Consider the following 18766-nt stretch of genomic DNA (forward strand, 5'->3'; position numbering starts at 1 on the left):
CTTTTTGTCTCATGCCTGAAAACCTACTGCGCACTACTATTGACAAAGAGAGTGTTTCCCTTGAATTTTCAGGGGAATTGACACTCTACAATCTTCATCAAGCCCAAGAATTCATTGCAAAAATCGAGCTCTCAAATTTTAAAAAAATTACTGTTGATTTAAGAGATGCCCGCTATCTTGATACCGCCTTTGCTCTTTTTTTAACTGATCTGCAAGAAGAGTACCATGTAAACATAGAGTGTACAAATACAAACTTTTTGCATACACTTGCATTGACCAAAGAGCATAAAAAAAAGCTCGATAAAAAATACAAACCTTCAAAAGAAAATATATTTGAGTGTATGGGAAAAACTTTTTATCGCTCCTACCTTTCATTTATCTCTTTTATGGAGTTTATCGGGAAGGTTTTTGTCTCTTTTTTGCTCTATTTTAAAAGTGTTAAAAATATCCGTATAAAAGAGATAGCCTTTGAAATCAATGAAAGTGCACTGCGTGCTCTTGGCATTGTAGCATTGACAAGCTTTCTGATTGGTTTGGTGACAGCCTATCAGGCTGCTTATCAGCTTCAGAGATACGGAGGCAATATTTTTATTGTGGATATGATGGGTATTTCTATATTCAGAGAACTTGCCCCCTTGATTACGGCAATAGTCATCGCAGGCAGAAGCGGTTCAGCCTATACGGCACAGATAGGGGCGATGAAAATCACACAGGAGATTGATGCTATGCGGACTATGGGCTTTGACCCATATACTTTTTTGGTTTTGCCAAGAATAGTTGCTCTTGTTGTTATGCTGCCGATACTCATTTTTGTAGCAGATATTATGGCTATGCTCGGAGGCATTATCGTTGCCGATTTGAGTCTGGACCTGCCGCCGGCACTTTTCATTGACAGACTGCAAGAGGTAGTGGCAATGAAACATTTTTATGTGGGACTTGTCAAAGGACCGTTTTTTGCATTTTTGATTGCTTCTATCGGTATTTACAGAGGGTTGATTGTCAAAGATGATACACAAAGTATAGGCTACAATACTACAAAAAGTGTTGTCGAGTCACTTTTTGCCGTAATTGTATGTGATGCGGTTTTTTCTATAGCCTTTACAAATCTGGGGATATAATGGAACTGATTAAAGTACGCGGTGTCAAAACAGTTTTTGGTGACAAAGTAGTGCATGACGGGCTCAATTTACATGTAAACGAAGGTGAAATTTACGGGCTTTTGGGACCAAGCGGCTGCGGAAAAACAACACTGCTGCGTGAAATGGTCATGCTGCAGGAGTTTCACTCAGGAAGTATTGAGATTTTGGGACAGAAAATAGAGAGTATCAGTGAAAGCCAGGCACAGGAACTCAGGCGAAAATGGGGTGTATTGTTCCAGTTTGGTGCTCTTTTTTCTTCTTTGACTCTGGCGGAAAATATTGCGTTGGCGCTGCGGGAGTATGCAACACTCTCCCAAAAAATGATAGAAGAAATAGTGGCATTTAAACTTGATCTGGTAGGTTTGAAACCAAGTGATGCATTTTTGTATCCTTCGCAAATAAGCGGAGGTATGCGAAAAAAAGCGGGGATTGCCAGAGCTTTGGCAATGGATCCCAAACTGCTTTTTTTGGATGAACCTACAAGCGGACTTGATCCGATTTCTGCCAGAGAGTTCGATGAACTTATATTGCAGTTGCGTTCAATGCTGGGACTTACTATGGTAATTGTCACACATGATTTACATTCTATATATAATACTTTGGATAGAATGGCTATAATTGATAATAAAAAAATTGCCTATGAGGGCAGTTTAGAAGAGGTTACTTCTGTGAAGAATGATTTTATACAGACTTTTTTTAGAGATACAATATGAACAATAAAGTAAATTATACATTGATAGGGTTTGTCGTTTTATTGGGAATGCTCAGCATACTCGGATTTGTTTACTGGATGCTCAAACCTGAAAAAGCAGAGGCGACACAAAAGTATATTATATATTTTAACGAATCGGTGTTGGGACTCAATCTTGATGCACCTGTGAAATACAAGGGTATAAAAGTAGGCAAAGTAATACGCTTGCGCATAAATCCGAAAAACACCGAACAGGTGGAGGTGACAGTCAGTATGCTAAAGACGACACCTGTCAAAGAAGATACGGTGGCAAAGCTTACTGCACAGGGCATTACCGGACTGAGTTATATAAATCTGACAGAGGGAAGCAATAATGCACCGCCGCTTAAAGCAAAAAAAGGAGAAATGTATCCTGTAATCAAGTCAGCTCCTTCTTTTTTCGCAAATGTGGAACAGTCGCTGGATTCGGTCTCTGAACTGTTGCTTATGACGCTTGACAGAACCAATGAGCTGTTGAGTGAAAAAAACCAGGAACAGTTTTCTAGATTTTTACACGAGAGTGCTATGGTTATGGCAAAAATTGATACAATACTTGATGAAAAAACCATTGCACACCTGCAGGCAAGTGCGAAAAATATGGAACATATCACAGCTCAGATTGATAAAAGTATTCCCAATATGAATAAATTGGTTGCACACAGCATTGCATGGGAAAAGAAAATCAATGACTCTTTTTCGAGTATCAAACAAACATATCTGGAAATGGGACATATTATGAATGATATGGCAAAATCTTTTTCTGATGTACAGAATAACGTTGAAGATATTACAGTGCAGTCCGTACCGTTGATTAACAGCACTGTGACACAAATGCAACAGACATTGATAAATTTAGATGAGCTGTTAGAACATTATGACCGCAGTCCGAGTGATATTTTATATAAAAAAGAAAGATACAAAAGGGGACCTGGTGAAAAATAGATTATTAATTATATGCCTTACATGTATCGCGGTAATAACAATTACCGGATGCACATCGCCGACACCGGCGCAGAATCAGTACCGACTCAATATACAGCCAAAAGCAGTAAAAGTACAGACAGGCAAATGTCGGAAAAAAACACTCAAAGTAGAGCGCTCTTTTGGTGACAAACTCTATATGTCCTTGAAAATGTATTATGTAGAGGGAAAATATGCACAATACTCTTATGCCCAGTCAAGATGGGCGCAGACGCCAAATGATGCTCTAACATATGCTGTTACAGAGTATTTGCGGGATCTGAAGCTTTTTAAGAGTGTGCAAAGTGCAGAATCAAAAACAAAAAACGACTACAGACTGGAAATAAATATAGAAGATTTTATGCAGTATTTTGATGAAAACGAAAAAAATTCTTTTGTCAATGTTGTCATTACATGTAACCTGGTTGATGAAGCGAGTCATAAAACAGTAGCGACAAAAACTTTTCATTTCAAACAAAAAACTTTGTCAGATGATGCAAAAGGCGGGGTTGTTGCACTCAGCAATGCCTTGGATGAAATTTTAAAAGAGTGTGGTTTATGGCTGCAGGGAGTATGTCTTGATAAGTGAAAAAGAGTACAAACAAAGAAGAATACGTTTGGGACGTAAACTGAAGCCTTTGAGTGTAGCTGTCTTGTTGAGTGCAGAGCAAAAAACACGTTCCAATGATACACAATATCCATACCGGCAAAACAGTAATTTTTACTATATGAGCGGTTTCACAGAAGACAATTCTGCTTTGGTTATTGTAAAAGATGCAAAAAAATTTCACACTTTTTTGTTTGTTGCCAAAAAAGACAAAATGCAGGAACTCTGGCATGGAAAAAGGCTGGGAAAAGAGAAAGCCAAAGAGCTTTTCATGGTGGATGATGTTTTTGAAATTGATGAGTTTGAAGAAAAACTTAAAGAGTTTACAGAAAATAAAAAACATATCTATCATGATTTCAAACTGGAATATGCAAAGGTTAAAATCTTAAAACGCTTTAAAAAAAGCATACAAAGTTATGAGAATCTGGCGACATATATTGAAAAAATGCGTCTCATAAAGTCGAAATCTGAAATTAAGCTTATTAAAAAAGCTATCAATATTACAAAAAAAGCACATCATAAAGCGATGAAATTGAGTGCGAAACTGCATTATGAGTATGAACTGCAGGCAAATTTAGAGTACATTTTTAAAAAAAACGGTGCCTACAGCGATGCTTATACCTCTATTGTAGCCTGTGGAAACTCTGCCAATACTTTGCATTATGTAAACAACGATAAAAAATTGATGCAAGGTGATCTGATACTCATAGATGCCGGATGTGAATACCGGTATTATGCAAGTGATATAACGCGCACAATTCCTGTCAGCGGAAGTTATACAAAAGCACAAAAAGAACTCTATGAAATGGTTTTACATGTACAAAAAGAGATTATAAAGATGATTTTCCCTGGCGTGTTCAAAAGTGTACTGCAGAAAAAATCCGAAGAGTTGCTGTGTCAGGGAATGATAGATTTGGGAATATTGCAGGGAGAACTCAAAAAACTGCTAAAAGAAAAAGCACACAAAAAATATTATCCGCACGGTATCGGACACTGGATGGGGCTCGATGTGCATGATGAATGTCCCTATAAAAAACCAAACGGCAAAGAGATTCCGCTGCAACCCGGTATGGTTATGACCATAGAACCCGGTATTTACCTTGATGCAGCAGATATAAGTATTCCTAAAAAGTACAGAGGTACAGGCATAAGAATTGAAGACAATATTTTAGTTACGAAAAACGGCTGTGAAAATCTCTCTTCACATATTGCAAAAGAGATAGAGGAAATTACTCGTAAGAGTAACTCCAGCCGGTGAGATTCTCTTTTTTTGCTTCATCAAAGGCATCTGAATCTGCCAAGAAATCCATGACATGCATTACTGTATAGGGAATACTTTTTTGATCCTCCGGCTTTACCAGTAACATAGGCATGGGGGTGTCTTGTGCCTTGCTGAGTGCAAAACCCACTGGCATAAGCTGACTCATGAGTTCTGCAGGTTTGCCTATTTTATGTTCCTGCAAAAATTTTTCCAGTACGGCATCCTGAATATCTTTTGGCAGTGCTTCTTCTGTATTTAAAAAGAGTGTAAAGTGAATGGGTGTCTGTTTGAAATGATCCGGTGCCGGTGCCGCCATAATGATGTACTCTACATTTTTTAAATGCTCTTTTATCTGTTGTCTGTTGAGATATCGGTCTGTTTTTATTGCCTGGGCTTTCATGATTGCTCTTTTTTTATGACAAAATGTCAGTTTTTAAATTTGTTTGGAATTTTAACATATAAGAGGAGGAAGAACAAGAAAAAAACAGTCGGTACTTCAGTGCGGGATGGCAATATCTATAAAGATTATGGTACAAAATATGCTTAATTATTTGTATCAAAGAAGGATATATATGCAGTTTATCGAAGCACTTAAACTTAGAAGCAAGCTTTTTTTTCTTTTTCTTTTGATTACTGTCGGGCTGTTCGCTCTTGGCTTCATAGGAACAAACTATGTCAATGCAATGAAAAAAAATATGGATTCTTTGTACTTTGGTTCTTTGATACCTGTAACAGAATTAAATGAGATAGTCAAAACATACAGTTACGATCTGGCAGCTACTGTTTACAAGGTGCGTAGAGATGAAATCAGCCCCAGTGAGGCAGCTTTTAAAATAGACACATCTTTAAAATATATCAATAAAAAATGGCAAAGTTATAAGTCTCATTTTAAGACAGAAGAGGAATTGTATTATCTCGAATATGCTGATTTGGAGATTAATCGTGCCAATAATTATTTTTCCAAAGTTCTAAAAGCCGTGAAAGCTTCCAAAAATTTAGCGCATATATCAATAACAACACTTGAAAAAAAAGTTGAGACAATTCATAATGTTTTGGAAAAACTGATCAATTATGAAGTCAATATGGCGAATTATGAGAGAAAGAAGTTTTTATATACCTATGATTCAATTTTGCTAAAAATTGGTACTTCACTCGGACTTATTATTGTGGGACTGCTGATAATTCTTTTTTATGTATTTGAGAGTATTCAAAAAGATCAGACAAGACTTGAAATTGCAGCGAAGAAACTTAAACTTGTCAATAAAAAGCTTGAAAATGCCTCTTATACAGATTCTTTGACAAATCTTCACAACAGAAGATATTTTAATTTTATTTATGAAAGAGAAGTCAAACGTGCAAAACGAAATAAAGCCTATATTACATTTATGATGCTTGATATTGACTATTTTAAACAATATAATGACACTTATGGACATCTGGCAGGAGATGAAGCACTTAAAAGTGTTGCAAAAGTTTTAAAAGAGACACTCAAACGACCGGGAGACTATGTTTTTAGACTTGGCGGTGAAGAGTTTGGAGTACTTATGAGTGATACGAGTGAGACAAACAGTGCAAATATTGCCCGGGAAATCTGCAATGCTGTAAGAGGCCTTGAAATAAAACATGAAGCTTCAAAAGTACATGAGTATCTTACACTCTCTATTGGAGTCGTTTGTTGTGTAGCAGATGAAGCGCTGGATGAAGATGTATTGATTTCACGGTCTGATGAAATGCTTTATGAAGCAAAAGAGGCCGGAAGAGACAGGTATATAATCACATCCAATGCCTCAAAAGCAAAAATTGCCTAGTGTCCGTTTTTGAAACGAAATTTTTCTTCAGTTAAAAGCGGGCGAAGCTTTTCTTTTATATCTCCCTGAAATTCCATCCAGTTTTCTTTAAGAGTGCCTCCGCAACCAAGCTTTTTTTTCAGTAATTTTAAGAGGAGTGCCAGTTCATTTTTTGGTCTGTGGAATTCTCCAACCAGTGTAACTGTTTTGCCTCTGCGTTTTTCTTTTTTAAAAAGTAAAAAATGTTTCGCGGGTTCTTCCGTAATGTTTGAAGTTTTTGGAGGGCCGGGATTATGAACTTCAGCCCAGCTGTCATCATCTATACTCGCACCGATAAAGAGATCGAGTTTTTTCCCTCTACTCATTTTTTTCTCCAAGATAGCGAAATCGTGGTTGCATACAGCCATTGACAGATACAGTTTCAAAAAACATACTGTAAGGCCGTACCCAGAGTCCTTCGTCTCCATACAGGGCGCGATAAAGAACCATAAGCTCTTCTGTTTCAGAGTGCCTTACGGTATCAATCACTTGATACCTTTTGCCTTTGTAGTGTTCATAAATACCTGTTTTCATCAGCAAACGCTCTGTGCCAAAATACTCATCTGTTCTTGTGTGTAATTCTTATCATGAAGCGTATCTGTGACATCGCGCAGGGAGTAAGTTTTGTGATTATAAAGAACAACAAATATTTCATCCCCTTTTTGTAAAAAAGTAGTTTCTCCATAGGGCGTATATCGTGTAGCCCCTATGCTGATAAGCGCTTTTTTGGGGTAGTTACATGTAACTGTATAACTTTTTAAATCTTCGAGCGGTCCAAAATCTTTTTGGGTATTTATCTGTTTGCATATCCATTGTGTGAGTTTTTCATAAAAGTAGCTGTAACCGCTAAGTGCTACATTTTCGCCATAGGGATGCAAGGCATCATTGCGACGTAAAAAACTGCAGATGCTGAAGTCATCCATTACGCCGCCCTTTTCAAATTTGTCAATTGAAATGAGTTGCGAAGCAAATCCCTTGGAGTTTTGTCCCCAGTTTTTTTTGTCACTGATTTTTTTGGCACCGCTGACACGAATAGAGCAGTCGTTATATGCACCGAAATATTTTGGTTCAATAGCCGTGATTTGTCCGTTTTGATAGGTCAGTTCACACAAAAGTCCTACTTCGGGTTCTGCCTGGACATTGACATCTTCTTTTGGCAGTTGTATCAGTGCAGAAGAAAGCGGATAGGTGAAAAGTATCTCACGCGGACGAGAAGTCTCTTTCTTTTTTTCACAGGGCAGGTAGAAAGGGAAAAGCCCTTTTGGCGCGGCCTCATCCTCTGTTGCAATATTTTTGAACTCTTCAAGTTCTCCGGCCTGGGCAAGGTGCAGGGCAAAATTGCCGGCGATTCCAAGACCCAAATACTCTTCGTATTTTTTCATTTTCAGAGTGTTCCGGCTTCTTTGGCAGCAGCAAACTCTTCATAGCTTCCCTGAAAGTCGGTATAGGTATGATCATCATGCAGTTCTATGATGCGTGTGGCAAAAGCGTCAAGAAGTTCACGGTCATGCGAGACACAGATAACATTGCCCTTAAACTCATGCAGTGCTTCACCAAGGGCAACAATCGCTTCAAGATCAAGGTGGTTGGTCGGTTCATCAAGCACCAGGAAGTTACCACCCTCAAGCATCATCTTGCTAAGCATCATTCGGTGTTTTTCTCCCCCCGAAATCGCTTCGACATTTTTCTCCTGCTGCTCTCCGTTAAAAAGCATTCTTCCGAGACAGTTTCTGATTTCTGATATTTCCCGTTTGGGATCAAAGGCACGCAGCCAGTCATAAAGTGTGCCGTCGCCTTTGATAATGTCCGCTGTATCCTGTGGAAAATAGGAAGATTCAATTGTTGCTCCCCAGGTTACAGTACCGCCACAGCTTGGTTTGAGCTCTTCCATAATTATTTTTACAAGTGTTGTTTTTCCTACACCGTTGCCGCCGATAATGGCGATTTTTTCACCCGGATTTACTTTAAAAGTAACATCTTTTAAGACTTCATTGTCTCCGTATGAATGACAGATATGCTCAACATTTAAGGCTTCATCTCCCATGACTCTTTTTGGTTTGAAAACGATAGAAGGATCACGGCGGGATGACGGTTTAATCTCTTCTATATTTAATTTTTCAAGCTGTTTTTGTCTTGAAGTTGCCTGTTTTGCTTTTGATGCATTGGCGCTGAATCGACGAACAAAAGCTTCTAGTTGCTCTTTTTCTTTGAGCTTTTTTGCATTGTCGAGTTCCATCTGTTTTGCCATGACATTCGCCGCAATATACCAGTCGTCATAGGTGCCGGTAAACTCTCGGATTTTCTGGTAATCAACATCAAGAATGTTTGTGACTACTGCATTGAGAAAATGTCTGTCATGCGAGATGACAACCATCGTTCCCTCATGTCTTTTGAGTTCGTTTTCAAGCCAACTGATTGTTTCAATATCAAGGTTGTTGGTCGGTTCATCCAAAAACAATACATCAGGCTTTGGATATAAAACCTGCGCCAAAAGAACTTTGAATTTGTCAGCAGAGTCAAGTGTGCTCATCAGTTCATTGTGCTTTTCAGCCGCAATTCCGACATTTTCCAGAATTTTTGCAATGTTTACATCGTATTCATAGGTCGGGTCTTCTTCCACACAAATAGTTTCAAGTTCAGCAAGACGGTTGTTGACAGCATCGTCTTCAAAATCACCGGACATATAAATTTCTTCTTTTTCTTTGATAGCATCATACAAGCGTCTGTTTCCGTACAAAACAGCATCCATAATTGTAAAGTCTTCATAAGCATACTGGTTTTGTCCCAAAACGCCGACTTTGTTTTGTTTTGGAATGATGACTTCCCCGTCATATTCATTGATTTGACCTGAAAGAATTTTCAAAAATGTTGTTTTACCGGCTCCGTTTGCTCCGATAAGACCGTATCTTTTGTGACGGTCTAGTTTTAAGTTTATGTCTTGAAAAAGCACTCTGTTTCCAAAGCGCATTGTTAAGTTTTGTACTGTTACCATATTGTTTAGCCTAGTTAATATTTTTCGCGATTATATCTAAAATATGGTTAAAAAAAGACTACCTGGTTGCGCCCGGAAGCTTTTGCCTCGTATAAAGCCTGATCAACGCGTTTTAAGAGTGATGTTTCCTTTTCTCCGTTTATGTACTCTGTAACGCCAATACTTACTGTGATTTTTTCTACATGTTCAAAAGGATGTTCTTCTACACTTTTACGTATTTTTTGGGCAAGTTCCATAGCCTGTTGTGTATTTGTATGGGGGGCCAGCAGCATAAACTCTTCACCGCCCCATCGTCCGAAACTGTCCGTTTTTCTTATGGTTTGCAAAACAATACGACTCAACTCCTGCAAAATATAATCGCCCACATCATGTCCATAGGTGTCATTGACATTCTTAAATTTGTCTATGTCAAGCATAAGAAGGCTGAAAACTTCACCGTAGCGTTTTGTTCTTTTTATTTCATCTTCTATAAGTGTTGACATTTTATATCGATTATACAGACCTGTAAGCGCATCTTTGGTTGCAAGTTTTTGAAGTTCTTTTTCCAGGGCAACCCGTTGTGTTATATCACGGCTTGTGGAGACAAAGTAGCGCACTTTTCCATCTTTGTCTTTTATGGGAGAGATGATTTTTTCATCATAGTACAGACTTCCGTCTTTTCTTCTGTTGATTAAAGTATTCTGGTAGGTTTTCCCGTCCAAAACAGTTTTCCATAAATTACCATAAAACTTTTTTGAATGTTCTCCTGATTTGAGTATACGGTTGCTTTTTCCTATAAGTTCATTCTCTTCATATTGCGTATTCTCGGTTGCAGCAGGATTTACATAAATGATTTTTCCGTCAACATCTGTAATCTGTACCATTTCATGCATCTGTTCCACAGCCTGTGAAAGAAGTTTTAGCTTTTCTTCGCTCTCTTTGAGCTGCTGCGCCGCTCTTTCATTTTGTATGCGTTGTATAAGAGTTTTTAATTTTTCATTCACAGCATCCAAATCTACCGGTTTGAGAATGTAGCCGTCTATTCCAAGGTTAATGGCTTTGTGTAAAAATTCACTGTCATTGTGGGCTGTTATGAGTATAATAAGTTGGGAAGGATTGATTTTTTTGATGGCTTCAGCCATCTCGAGTCCACTCATTTTTGGCATACGGATATCTGAAATAACAATATCCGGATGGTGCTTTTTGTACAAAGACAGCCCCTCTTCTCCATCTTTTGCAATATAAAGCTTAGTGCAAAAACGCTGCAAAAAGCGTGAGAGCATCTCTCTTACATGTACTTCATCTTCCACATACAATATAGCAATATCATTCTTACTCATCAAAGTCTATCCTAAATTCTGCACCTTCGCTGGTGTTTTTTACGCTCAGTTTTGCGTTCATATTTTCTTCAATCATCATTTTAGACATATACAGACCCATTCCTGTTCCTTTGCCCTGTTCTTTTGTCGTAAAGTAGGGCTCAAAAACCCTGTCTATAACCTCTGGAGTGATTCCGCCACCATTATCACGTACTATTACTGTATGATTCTTTAAAATAATTGTAATTTTAGCGTCACTGATATTTCTTTCAAGCAAAACATCTTTTGCATTGTTTATAAGGTTTAAAATAACCTGCTGCAGTTCATTTTTGTACCCGACTATTTCAAAATCTTCACCAAGCAGCGTAACTTTGATATTGTTGTTTTGCAGTTGCGCTGTTTGAATAGAGAGAACTCTTTGTACCGCTTCTTTTACACTGAAGCGTTCCTGTGTTTTGTCAACCCGGTAGAAATTTCTAAAATCGTCAATGGTATCGGACATAAACTGAATTACTTTTTTTGTTGATTTTATGAAGTCATCAAGGTACTCTTTTGTAATTAATCCGTCTTCATAATCGTATTTGAGATTTTGAACGGCTATGCTTATCTCGTTAAGCGGTTGCCTCCACTGATGGGCAATGGCGCCTATCATCTCTCCCATGGAGGCAAGTTTACTCTGCTGTTGGAGTGTTTCAAGCTGTTTGATATTTTCATTTGTTTTTTCTTTCACCAGTTGTTCGAGTGTTTCATTGAGTTTGTTAAGTTCTTCTGTGCGTTCTTTGACTTTTTTCTCGACATCTTTTTTTGACTCTTCTAACTTTTGAAGCATAATCTGCAGAGAGTCTGCCAACTCTTCGATTTCATCATGCGTATGAATAGTATTGAAGTCAATGTTGTTTTTTGACGTATCATCGGCAATGGCTTTTGCAGCCTGGGTGATTTTACTGAGCGGTGTAATAAGCCGGCGGACAAGTATAAGTGAGATCAAAGCAATAAGCAAGGAGACTAACAAACTGTAAAGAGCAAGTGAGCGAATAAAATTTTCATAGTCTTTTTGTAAAAAACTGCTTGTAGATGTCAGTGCAATGTATATGAATTTATCTTTTGTATAGTGAAGTGTTGTATAGGTAAACAATATATCGTCTTTATAATAACTCTGTTTACTCAGATCAAAATCATAATCAAGCCTGTAGTCTTTGTGCCCAAACACATATCCGAATGTTTTGCTTTGGTCCTTATTGTAAATATAGTATTTGTTTTTGTCTGCAAGATAGATGTTTTTAGGGCTGTTTTTGTCATCATATTGTTTAATCACCCGAAAAAGTTTATTGATATTTGCATTGATGATGAGCATACCAAAGAGTTTTTTGTCAATATATATTGGTAAAGAGATGCGAATAGTCGGCGTAAGCGGATAGGAAAGCTGTCCATACTCTTCATTGAGTGTTATATCTGAGACAGAAACCTCTTCCGGATGGAGTTTTATTGTTTCTTGAAAGTATTTTTTTGCTGCTTTGTCTTGCAAAAGACTCTTTTTCTGAATATGTACTCCCTGTTTGTCTTTATATGTGACAAGGAGTTCCCAACCGGTTTTATATAAAAGACGGATGTTGAAATAGGCATCGTTGTGCGATAAAAGAGCGATAAAGTTTTTTTCAAGAGAAGACTCTATTCCTTCTAAAGTTCTGTTTGTTTTTTTATCATAATTGTAAGGATTGTAAAATGCCCGCGAATATGCTGCAACATCTTCATTTTTTGAGAGAACTTTTGCATCATAAATAACCTGTTGGATGTCATTGTGAATACTTTCTTTGTTTTGTTTGAGCTCAAAGTTGAGATGTTCAAGGGAATTCTCTTTTGAATACTGCATCATAAGAGAAAAAGATAAAAAGACAATCACAAGTATTCCGACCGTGGCAATAATAAAAGTGCCGATGGCAACCTTTGTTGAGAGACTAATGCGCATAGGTACTGTCTTTGAGAATTTGTTGTGCGAGTTTGTTTGTTGCCTCTAAGACACTAAAAACATCTGAAGGTGTTTTGTTCTTTGGTGTTTTTTGTGAGAGCGCAGTTGTATGCTCTTGTATATTATAGTAAACGCGCAGTTCTGAAACAGTCCCGCTGATGAGGCGCAAGGCATTATATACAGAGTTTGGTGTGATGATTTTGTCACGCGGAATAGTAAGTGTTGCTGAGTTGAGATTGCCTCTTTTTTTGATTTTTGTAAGTGTCTGCATGAGTTGCAGACTTTGCATAAAGACATCAGAGGGAGCTTTTGATTCATACTTTAGCAAAGGAACAAGTATCTGTTTTTGCGTCAAATGATAACTGACAGTCTGGATGTTTTTGTAGAGTTTGACAGCAAGAATATAGGTCTCATTCGGAGTATACTCCTGGTTTAAAATTGTATCAAGTTCATACGATATTTTCCATAAGAGATTATAAACATCAGAAGGTGTCTTGTCCTGGTATATTTTTTTCTCGAGGTAGTTTCTGTAGGAGATAAAATTATAATTATATTTTTTTGTATTGTAAACAAGGTTGATTTCATCATCAAGTCGTAAAATGAGTTCATATACCTCACTTGGTGTTATTTTTGTATTTGGTGCATCAGGGATTTGTGAGGGGTAAAATCCTTCGAGTGATTTTAGTTTTGCTGTTTTTTCCAAATCTTCAAGTCCCTTAACATAGACATAAATAGGCTCAAGTCCATAGACATACGGTACTTTTTTTGCTTTGAGCTGGATGCCTCTTCTCTCTTTGATTCGCATAATTTTATGCAAAATATATTCGCTGAGTGCATAAACTTCATTAGGTGTTTTGGTAAGTGATTTTTGTGGATACTGATTGAGCGGATGAGAAAAATCAAAAGCAGGCAGAAGTGCTTTTGCATACTCAAGATTTTGGACGACATCCGAAGGTGTCTTTTTTGTTTGGAGTTTTTTTGGTGGAAAGCTTCTTTCTATTCCCAAACGGCGAGAGAGTCTGTTAAGCTCTGCTTTGACGGTTTGCAGAGAGTCATATACTTCTGTGGGAGAGATGACTTTGTGCTTGGCTTTTGGTACAGGTACGGGCGTCATCCAGAGTTTTTTTTCAACTTCACTTATCTTTTTTATCAAATCTATTGAGGCATAGAGTGCATGATTCGGATGAAGGTTTGGTCGTTTTGGCGGCATTTTTACATCACTGTACTCTCTTTGTGAAGAGCGTAAAAATTCAATACGCTCAAGAATCTGCTGTGACTGGATATAAACATCACTTGGGGTAAATCCCTGTCCCAGCAACTCATCAAAACCAAGAGAAACTGTCCAGAGTACTTGGTAAACATCACTCGGTGTTTTGTCTTTGTACTGTTTGTAAGCAAAGTACTTTTTTTGGTTTTTGAGCAGGTAGTGAATCTCTTCTTTTAGTCGTATGACATTGTTATATACATCCTGCGGGGTAATTTTTCTTGGAGGAACAGGCGGAATGGCAATAGGACCAAAGTTGTGTATTTCTCTGTATTTGTTTACTTTTGTCAACACCTCAAGTGTTTTTTGAATAACATGCCGCGGCAGTTTGTTATGTTGCTGTTCAACCTCTTTAAGTGGTTTTGTGATGCCGTTTTCTTTGCGCAGTTCTTCAACCATCTGTTTGAGGACAATAGACTGAGAATAGACATCAGAAGGTGTTTTTACCGAAGCGTATAAAAATATCCCAAAGAGTAAAAAAAGCTGTATAAATTTCATATTCTTCCCGTTTTCTTTTCATTATAGAACAGAAAACTTTTGTACTTTCTTAAATACACATTTGAGCATTAAAAGTACGGGTTTCTTTAGCTTCTTATTATGTGCTACAATAACATTATGCAAATAAGAGAAATGACACTCAAAGAACTTTATCCCGTGTATGACCTGGTAAAACAGCTTTACACAGAGCTGAGCTACGATGAATTTGAAGACCTTATATACGATATGCGACACATGGAATATAAGATGTTCGGTATTCTGGAACGCGGTGAACTGGTATGCTACGGAGGTGCAGCGGTGCAGACAAGCCTCTGCCATAAAAGACATCTCTATGTTTTTGATTTGGTCACGGATGAAAAATATCGTGAAAAAGGTTATGCAAAAATGATGCTGGAGTATCTGCAGGATTATGCCAAAACTGCCGCCTGCGAAAAACTTGTACTCTCCTTCAAATGGCAAGGAAAAAATGTTATTCAAGTGTAAAAATTTAGTTTTTTTCTGCAGTGCCGACTTTGTGTCTTAACTGTGTAAAACCTGCATAACAAACAAATATTCAGCCACAGCACTTTTTGTATTTTTTGCCACTTCCGCAGGGACAGCTGATATTTCGCTCTATTTTGGAGTTGTAAAGTGTTCCGTCTTTATATTTCCATTGGCCATCTTCCTGCACAAAAAAACTTTTTTCATGCAGTACATGTAAGGTATCGTTTTCTTTGTAATAGGCTTTAAACTCGACCGTATCTGCCGTTACATGTAACACATCAAGCCTCAGCCACTCTAATGCAGGCGTATGTCGCAAATCTTCAACTGTCTGTGAAACAGAAGTGTGTGCCAAATATTCCCAGTCTTTTTTTACAAATGCCTCATATCTGCTTATCATTAACTCTTTTGGTGTCATAAAAGTTCCGTTTTTTAGATAGAATTATACTGTATATTGAACCATTTCAGAACTCAGACTTTTATAGCCTTGATAGTCGGCACTGAAGTACCGATTCCGAGACACAACGGAACCCAGACTGAAAGCTTATAATCTTGTTCGTAAGCAAAAAGGTAAAAACATGAAAATAAAATCACTCTATATTGCCGCACAGGAAAAAAATGCAGGGACACTTTTTGTCTCTATGGGCATGATGGAAATACTCAAGCGTAAACTGCATCGTGTCGCTTTTTTTCGCCCGATAATCTTTGACAAAAACATACGTGACGGTGATATAGACTTTATTTTGCAGCGTTATAATCTCGATATAGACTATGCAGCATGTTATGGTTTTGACATTAAAGAAGTCGAAGAGATGATTTCTAAAAAAGAGGACAATCTTCTGATAACCCGTCTTATAGACAAATTCAAAAAGCTTGAACGTGAGTATGATTTTGTACTGTGTGAAGGGATTCGGCGTTCTTTTTTAACCTCGACCATCAGTTATGATTTAAATGTCAAAATCGCCCAAAATTTTGCTGCACCCGTGATAAGCGTCATTAAAGCCGACAGTGCCACAACAAAAGAGATATATGAAAATGTTTTGATTGAAAATGAGTATCTGACTTCTGAGGGATGTACCCATTTTGCCACTTTTGTGAACCGTGTCAATGATGAAAAGTACAAGCAGCTGCAAAAAATGTTTGAAAAAGTGCCTTATACAATTTATCTTTTAAAAGAGGTAGAGGAATTGAACTTGCCTACTATTGAAGATGTGATAGAGACGCTTGGCGCAAAAAAGATACTGCTTGAGAGCTATGACCATACCAGAGTGATAAGAAATGTCAAAGTTGCAGCATTGACACTCGATAATTTTTTAGAACATATCGAAGAAGAAGATTTGGTCATTGTTCCCGCTGACAGATCTGACATTATTTTAGGGCTTTTTGGGGCCTTGCACTCTTCAGGTTATCCGAATATTGCTGCGATTATTTTTCCTTTTAGCATGAAGCTTAATAAAAATATTCAAAAGCTCATAGAAGGGCTAAACAGCTTCAAAGTGCCTATACTCTGTGTCGATACCGATACTTTTGAAACAGCAAGAGATGTCATGAAAGTGCACTCAAGACTGCGTGCTCATTCTGAGAGAAAAATCGCACTTGCTTTGGGACTTTTTAACAGCAGTGTGGATATAAAAAGCATAGAAGAAAAGATAGCAACAGCCTACAGTGATATTATGACACCTCAGATGTTTGAATACAAACTTTTTTACATGGCATCGCAAAATAAAAAAAGAATCGTGTTGCCCGAATCAAGTGATGAACGCATTTTAAGGGCAGCAGAAATAATTTTAAGAAGAGGGGTCGCAGAGATTATTTTTATAGGTGATGAAGAAGAACTCAAAGGGCGTTATCTGCGTTTGGGGCTTGATTTGTCCGCGGCAACTGTAGTCAATCATCTCTCATCCCCATTGATAGAAAAGTTTACGGATGTTTTTTACGAGCTGAGAAAACACAAGGGCATCACAAAAGAGGCAGCCAAAGATGCAATGTTGCATGTGAACTATTTTGCCACAATGATGGTACAACTCGGTTATGCCGACGGTATGGTCAGTGGTGCTATTCATGCAACGGCAGATACCATTCGTCCCGCTTTGCAGATTATAAAAACAAAACCGGAATTTTCTGTTGTTTCAAGTGTCTTTTTTATGTGTCTCAAAACAAAGGTGCTTGTGTACGGTGACTGTGCAATCAATCAGGACCCGGACGCGCAAACGCTCGCAGAAATCGCCATTGCATCGGCGCAAAGTGCAAAAATGTTCGGTATTGAGCCAAAAATTGCCATGCTTTCATACTCGACGGGAGAGAGCGGGCACGGCTCTGATGTTGACAAAGTAAGAACTGCCACAAAAATTGTACGCCAAAAGCGACCGGATTTACTTGTAGAAGGGCCTATTCAGTATGATGCGGCAATTGACAAAGAGGTGGCAAAAATCAAACTGCCGAACTCAAAAGTGGCAGGGAAGGCGACGGTATTTGTATTTCCTGATTTAAACACAGGCAACAATACCTATAAAGCCGTACAACGCTCAAGCGGAGCGATTGCCATAGGACCGGTTTTGCAGGGACTCAACAAGCCGGTAAATGATTTGAGCCGAGGCTGTCTGGTGGAGGATATTGTCAATACCGTAGCTATTACGGCTATTCAAGCGGGGGAAAACCAATGAGAGTTGCAGTAATCAATGCCGGAAGTTCTTCTTTAAAATTCAAACTTTTTGCAATGCCGGGTGCAAAAATTTTGCAAAGCGAACTTGTAGAACATATAGGCGAGCCAAATTCGCCTGTAGCAAACCATTTTGAGGCGATAGAGTCTTTACATGTAAACTTTGCAGAGATTGATGCAGTAGGGCACAGAGTAGTTCACGGCGGTGAGCAGTTTAGAGCTTCTGTTCTTATAGATGATGAGGTTATGCAGGCTATAAGTGATTTAATTCCTTTGGCACCTTTGCATAATCCGGCAAATCTTGAAGGTATAAAAGTCGTTCGTCACTATGCGCCAAACATCCCCCAAATAGCTGTTTTTGATACGGCTTTTCATGCAACACTGAAAAAAGAGGCATTTTTATATGCACTTCCCCATGAGCTGTATGAAAAACATCAAATCCGCCGTTATGGTTTTCACGGGACGTCTCATGCCTATTTACTGCAACAAGCGGCATTATTGCTTGGGAAAAAAGCAGAAGATACAAATATTATAAGCTTGCATCTTGGAAACGGAGCAAGTGCCTGTGCTGTTAAAAACGGGAAAAGCTGCGATACTTCTATGGGATTTACTCCGCTTGAAGGGCTTGTGATGGGAACAAGGAGCGGTGACATTGACCCGGCTATTGTTTTATATCTGCAAGAGTCTTTACATGTAAAGCCGAATGAAATAGATGAAATGCTCAATAAAAAGTCAGGACTGCTTGGTTTGTGCGGCGAAAATGATGTACGAAAGATACAAAACCGCAAAGATGATGCGGCAAAACTGGCACTCGACATTATGGTGCGACGGATTCAAAAGTATATAGGTGCGTATATGGTGTTGCTTGAGGATGTGGATGCCATAATATTCAGCGGCGGTATAGGCGAAAATTCTGCATATGTTCGAGAAGCGGTTATGAATAATAAAATACTTAAAAATATAAAATCATTAGTGATAAAAACAGATGAAGAGTTGCAAATAGTAAACGAGTGTTTGGAAGTTTTAAAAAGATAGAAAAATCATACAGGCATAAAAGCCTGCATAAAAGGGGTGTGAGGTTAACTA

18 protein-coding genes are annotated in these 18766 nt (G+C 38.1%); 9 read left to right on the top strand and 9 right to left on the bottom strand.

Translation table 11 applies throughout. The features are described from left to right. The first annotated feature begins 11 nt into the window (after window positions 1–11). The 5 genes from MLC35_RS03270 to MLC35_RS03290 are packed head-to-tail and all read left to right on the top strand — an operon-like array spanning window position 12 to window position 4694. Window positions 12–1118, top strand: coding sequence for an MlaE family ABC transporter permease (locus MLC35_RS03270; protein ID WP_434637799.1), 1107 nt, complete (start codon window positions 12–14; stop codon window positions 1116–1118). Next, window positions 1118–1852: an ABC transporter ATP-binding protein gene (locus MLC35_RS03275; protein WP_346389480.1), complete on the top strand. Its 735-nt coding sequence runs from the start codon at window positions 1118–1120 to the stop codon at window positions 1850–1852. The genes MLC35_RS03270 and MLC35_RS03275 overlap by 1 nt, the downstream gene beginning before the upstream one ends. After that, on the top strand, window positions 1849–2811 hold the full coding sequence (locus MLC35_RS03280; RefSeq protein ID WP_434581277.1) for an MlaD family protein: 963 nt from the start codon (window positions 1849–1851) through the stop codon (window positions 2809–2811). Before MLC35_RS03275 ends, MLC35_RS03280 begins: the two co-directional genes overlap by 4 nt. After that, a complete protein-coding gene (locus MLC35_RS03285) occupies window positions 2801–3418 on the top strand; it encodes an ABC-type transport auxiliary lipoprotein family protein (protein WP_434637801.1) in 618 nt (205 codons plus the stop codon). Before MLC35_RS03280 ends, MLC35_RS03285 begins: the two co-directional genes overlap by 11 nt. Continuing rightward, window positions 3408–4694 (top strand): aminopeptidase P N-terminal domain-containing protein, encoded by a 1287-nt coding sequence (locus MLC35_RS03290; RefSeq protein WP_151900855.1) that lies wholly within the window; start codon window positions 3408–3410, stop codon window positions 4692–4694. Before MLC35_RS03285 ends, MLC35_RS03290 begins: the two co-directional genes overlap by 11 nt. Here MLC35_RS03290 and MLC35_RS03295 read toward each other — a convergent pair. Continuing rightward, complete coding sequence (locus MLC35_RS03295; protein WP_151900854.1) at window positions 4666–5097, bottom strand: hypothetical protein; 432 nt, start codon at window positions 5095–5097, stop codon at window positions 4666–4668. The two genes, MLC35_RS03290 and MLC35_RS03295, sit on opposite strands and share 29 nt — an antisense overlap. A 172-nt stretch (window positions 5098–5269) precedes the next feature. Here MLC35_RS03295 and MLC35_RS03300 point away from each other — a divergent pair, with 172 nt between their 5' ends. Continuing rightward, window positions 5270–6505 carry a diguanylate cyclase gene (locus tag MLC35_RS03300; RefSeq protein ID WP_434581283.1) on the top strand — a complete coding sequence of 412 codons (1236 nt, stop codon included), beginning with the start codon at window positions 5270–5272 and terminating at the stop codon, window positions 6503–6505. On the opposite strand, the gene MLC35_RS03305 is transcribed toward MLC35_RS03300, so the two are convergent. Genes MLC35_RS03305 through MLC35_RS03335 form a run of 7 tightly spaced genes read right to left on the bottom strand, consistent with a single transcriptional unit; the run spans window position 6502 to window position 14541 of the window. After that, window positions 6502–6849, bottom strand: a complete 348-nt coding sequence (locus MLC35_RS03305; protein WP_434637804.1) for a translation initiation factor — start codon at window positions 6847–6849, stop codon at window positions 6502–6504. The genes MLC35_RS03300 and MLC35_RS03305 overlap by 4 nt on opposite strands. Beyond that, entirely contained in the window at window positions 6842–7057 is a 216-nt protein-coding gene (locus tag MLC35_RS03310) for a DUF1653 domain-containing protein (RefSeq protein ID WP_151900851.1), read from the bottom strand. The genes MLC35_RS03305 and MLC35_RS03310 overlap by 8 nt, the downstream gene beginning before the upstream one ends. Further along, complete coding sequence (locus MLC35_RS03315; RefSeq protein ID WP_434637806.1) at window positions 7057–7905, bottom strand: DUF5718 family protein; 849 nt, start codon at window positions 7903–7905, stop codon at window positions 7057–7059. Before MLC35_RS03315 ends, MLC35_RS03310 begins: the two co-directional genes overlap by 1 nt. A gap of 2 nt (window positions 7906–7907) precedes the next feature. Then, window positions 7908–9515: an ABC-F family ATP-binding cassette domain-containing protein gene (locus tag MLC35_RS03320; RefSeq protein WP_151900849.1), complete on the bottom strand. Its 1608-nt coding sequence runs from the start codon at window positions 9513–9515 to the stop codon at window positions 7908–7910. 47 nt (window positions 9516–9562) lie between these two features. Then, window positions 9563–10834 carry a diguanylate cyclase gene (locus MLC35_RS03325; protein ID WP_434637808.1) on the bottom strand — a complete coding sequence of 424 codons (1272 nt, stop codon included), beginning with the start codon at window positions 10832–10834 and terminating at the stop codon, window positions 9563–9565. Further along, window positions 10827–12779, bottom strand: a complete 1953-nt coding sequence (locus tag MLC35_RS03330; protein WP_434637810.1) for an ATP-binding protein — start codon at window positions 12777–12779, stop codon at window positions 10827–10829. Before MLC35_RS03330 ends, MLC35_RS03325 begins: the two co-directional genes overlap by 8 nt. Then, window positions 12769–14541 (bottom strand): hypothetical protein, encoded by a 1773-nt coding sequence (locus MLC35_RS03335; protein WP_346389489.1) that lies wholly within the window; start codon window positions 14539–14541, stop codon window positions 12769–12771. The genes MLC35_RS03330 and MLC35_RS03335 overlap by 11 nt, the downstream gene beginning before the upstream one ends. A gap of 117 nt (window positions 14542–14658) precedes the next feature. Here MLC35_RS03335 and MLC35_RS03340 point away from each other — a divergent pair, with 117 nt between their 5' ends. After that, window positions 14659–15024 (top strand): GNAT family N-acetyltransferase, encoded by a 366-nt coding sequence (locus tag MLC35_RS03340; protein WP_346389490.1) that lies wholly within the window; start codon window positions 14659–14661, stop codon window positions 15022–15024. Between the two features lie 70 nt (window positions 15025–15094). Here the strand turns inward: MLC35_RS03340 and MLC35_RS03345 are convergent, their stop codons facing one another. Then, a complete protein-coding gene (locus MLC35_RS03345) occupies window positions 15095–15439 on the bottom strand; it encodes a YchJ family protein (RefSeq protein ID WP_434581293.1) in 345 nt (114 codons plus the stop codon). Window positions 15440–15599: 160 nt separating this feature from the next. Here MLC35_RS03345 and pta point away from each other — a divergent pair, with 160 nt between their 5' ends. Together pta and MLC35_RS03355 are read left to right on the top strand one after the other, a co-directional pair. Continuing rightward, the gene (gene pta / locus MLC35_RS03350) at window positions 15600–17684 is read left to right on the top strand and encodes a phosphate acetyltransferase (protein ID WP_418641125.1); all 2085 of its coding nucleotides are present in this window, start codon (window positions 15600–15602) and stop codon (window positions 17682–17684) included. After that, on the top strand, window positions 17681–18715 hold the full coding sequence (locus MLC35_RS03355) for an acetate/propionate family kinase (RefSeq protein WP_151900842.1): 1035 nt from the start codon (window positions 17681–17683) through the stop codon (window positions 18713–18715). Before pta ends, MLC35_RS03355 begins: the two co-directional genes overlap by 4 nt. Window positions 18716–18766 lie beyond the last annotated feature (51 nt).

It is taken from the genome of Sulfurimonas sp. NW7 (assembly GCF_051132265.1).
Lineage (GTDB): Bacteria > Campylobacterota > Campylobacteria > Campylobacterales > Sulfurimonadaceae > Sulfurimonas > Sulfurimonas hydrogeniphila.

Bases quoted from the DNA above. Each gene is read 5' to 3' on its own strand.
- MLC35_RS03270 (WP_434637799.1), top strand. From the start codon at position 12: ATGCCTGAAAACCTACTGCGCACTACTATTGACAAAGAGAGTGTTTCC.
- MLC35_RS03275 (WP_346389480.1), top strand. From the start codon at position 1,118: ATGGAACTGATTAAAGTACGCGGTGTCAAAACAGTTTTTGGTGACAAA.
- MLC35_RS03280 (WP_434581277.1), top strand. From the start codon at position 1,849: ATGAACAATAAAGTAAATTATACATTGATAGGGTTTGTCGTTTTATTG.
- MLC35_RS03295 (WP_151900854.1), bottom strand. From the start codon at position 5,097: ATGAAAGCCCAGGCAATAAAAACAGACCGATATCTCAACAGACAACAG.
- MLC35_RS03300 (WP_434581283.1), top strand. From the start codon at position 5,270: ATGCAGTTTATCGAAGCACTTAAACTTAGAAGCAAGCTTTTTTTTCTT.
- MLC35_RS03305 (WP_434637804.1), bottom strand. From the start codon at position 6,849: ATGAGTAGAGGGAAAAAACTCGATCTCTTTATCGGTGCGAGTATAGAT.
- MLC35_RS03310 (WP_151900851.1), bottom strand. From the start codon at position 7,057: ATGAAAACAGGTATTTATGAACACTACAAAGGCAAAAGGTATCAAGTG.
- MLC35_RS03315 (WP_434637806.1), bottom strand. From the start codon at position 7,905: ATGAAAAAATACGAAGAGTATTTGGGTCTTGGAATCGCCGGCAATTTT.
- MLC35_RS03320 (WP_151900849.1), bottom strand. From the start codon at position 9,515: ATGGTAACAGTACAAAACTTAACAATGCGCTTTGGAAACAGAGTGCTT.
- MLC35_RS03325 (WP_434637808.1), bottom strand. From the start codon at position 10,834: ATGAGTAAGAATGATATTGCTATATTGTATGTGGAAGATGAAGTACAT.
- MLC35_RS03330 (WP_434637810.1), bottom strand. From the start codon at position 12,779: ATGCGCATTAGTCTCTCAACAAAGGTTGCCATCGGCACTTTTATTATT.
- MLC35_RS03335 (WP_346389489.1), bottom strand. From the start codon at position 14,541: ATGAAATTTATACAGCTTTTTTTACTCTTTGGGATATTTTTATACGCT.
- MLC35_RS03340 (WP_346389490.1), top strand. From the start codon at position 14,659: ATGCAAATAAGAGAAATGACACTCAAAGAACTTTATCCCGTGTATGAC.
- MLC35_RS03345 (WP_434581293.1), bottom strand. From the start codon at position 15,439: ATGACACCAAAAGAGTTAATGATAAGCAGATATGAGGCATTTGTAAAA.
- pta (WP_418641125.1), top strand. From the start codon at position 15,600: ATGAAAATAAAATCACTCTATATTGCCGCACAGGAAAAAAATGCAGGG.
- MLC35_RS03355 (WP_151900842.1), top strand. From the start codon at position 17,681: ATGAGAGTTGCAGTAATCAATGCCGGAAGTTCTTCTTTAAAATTCAAA.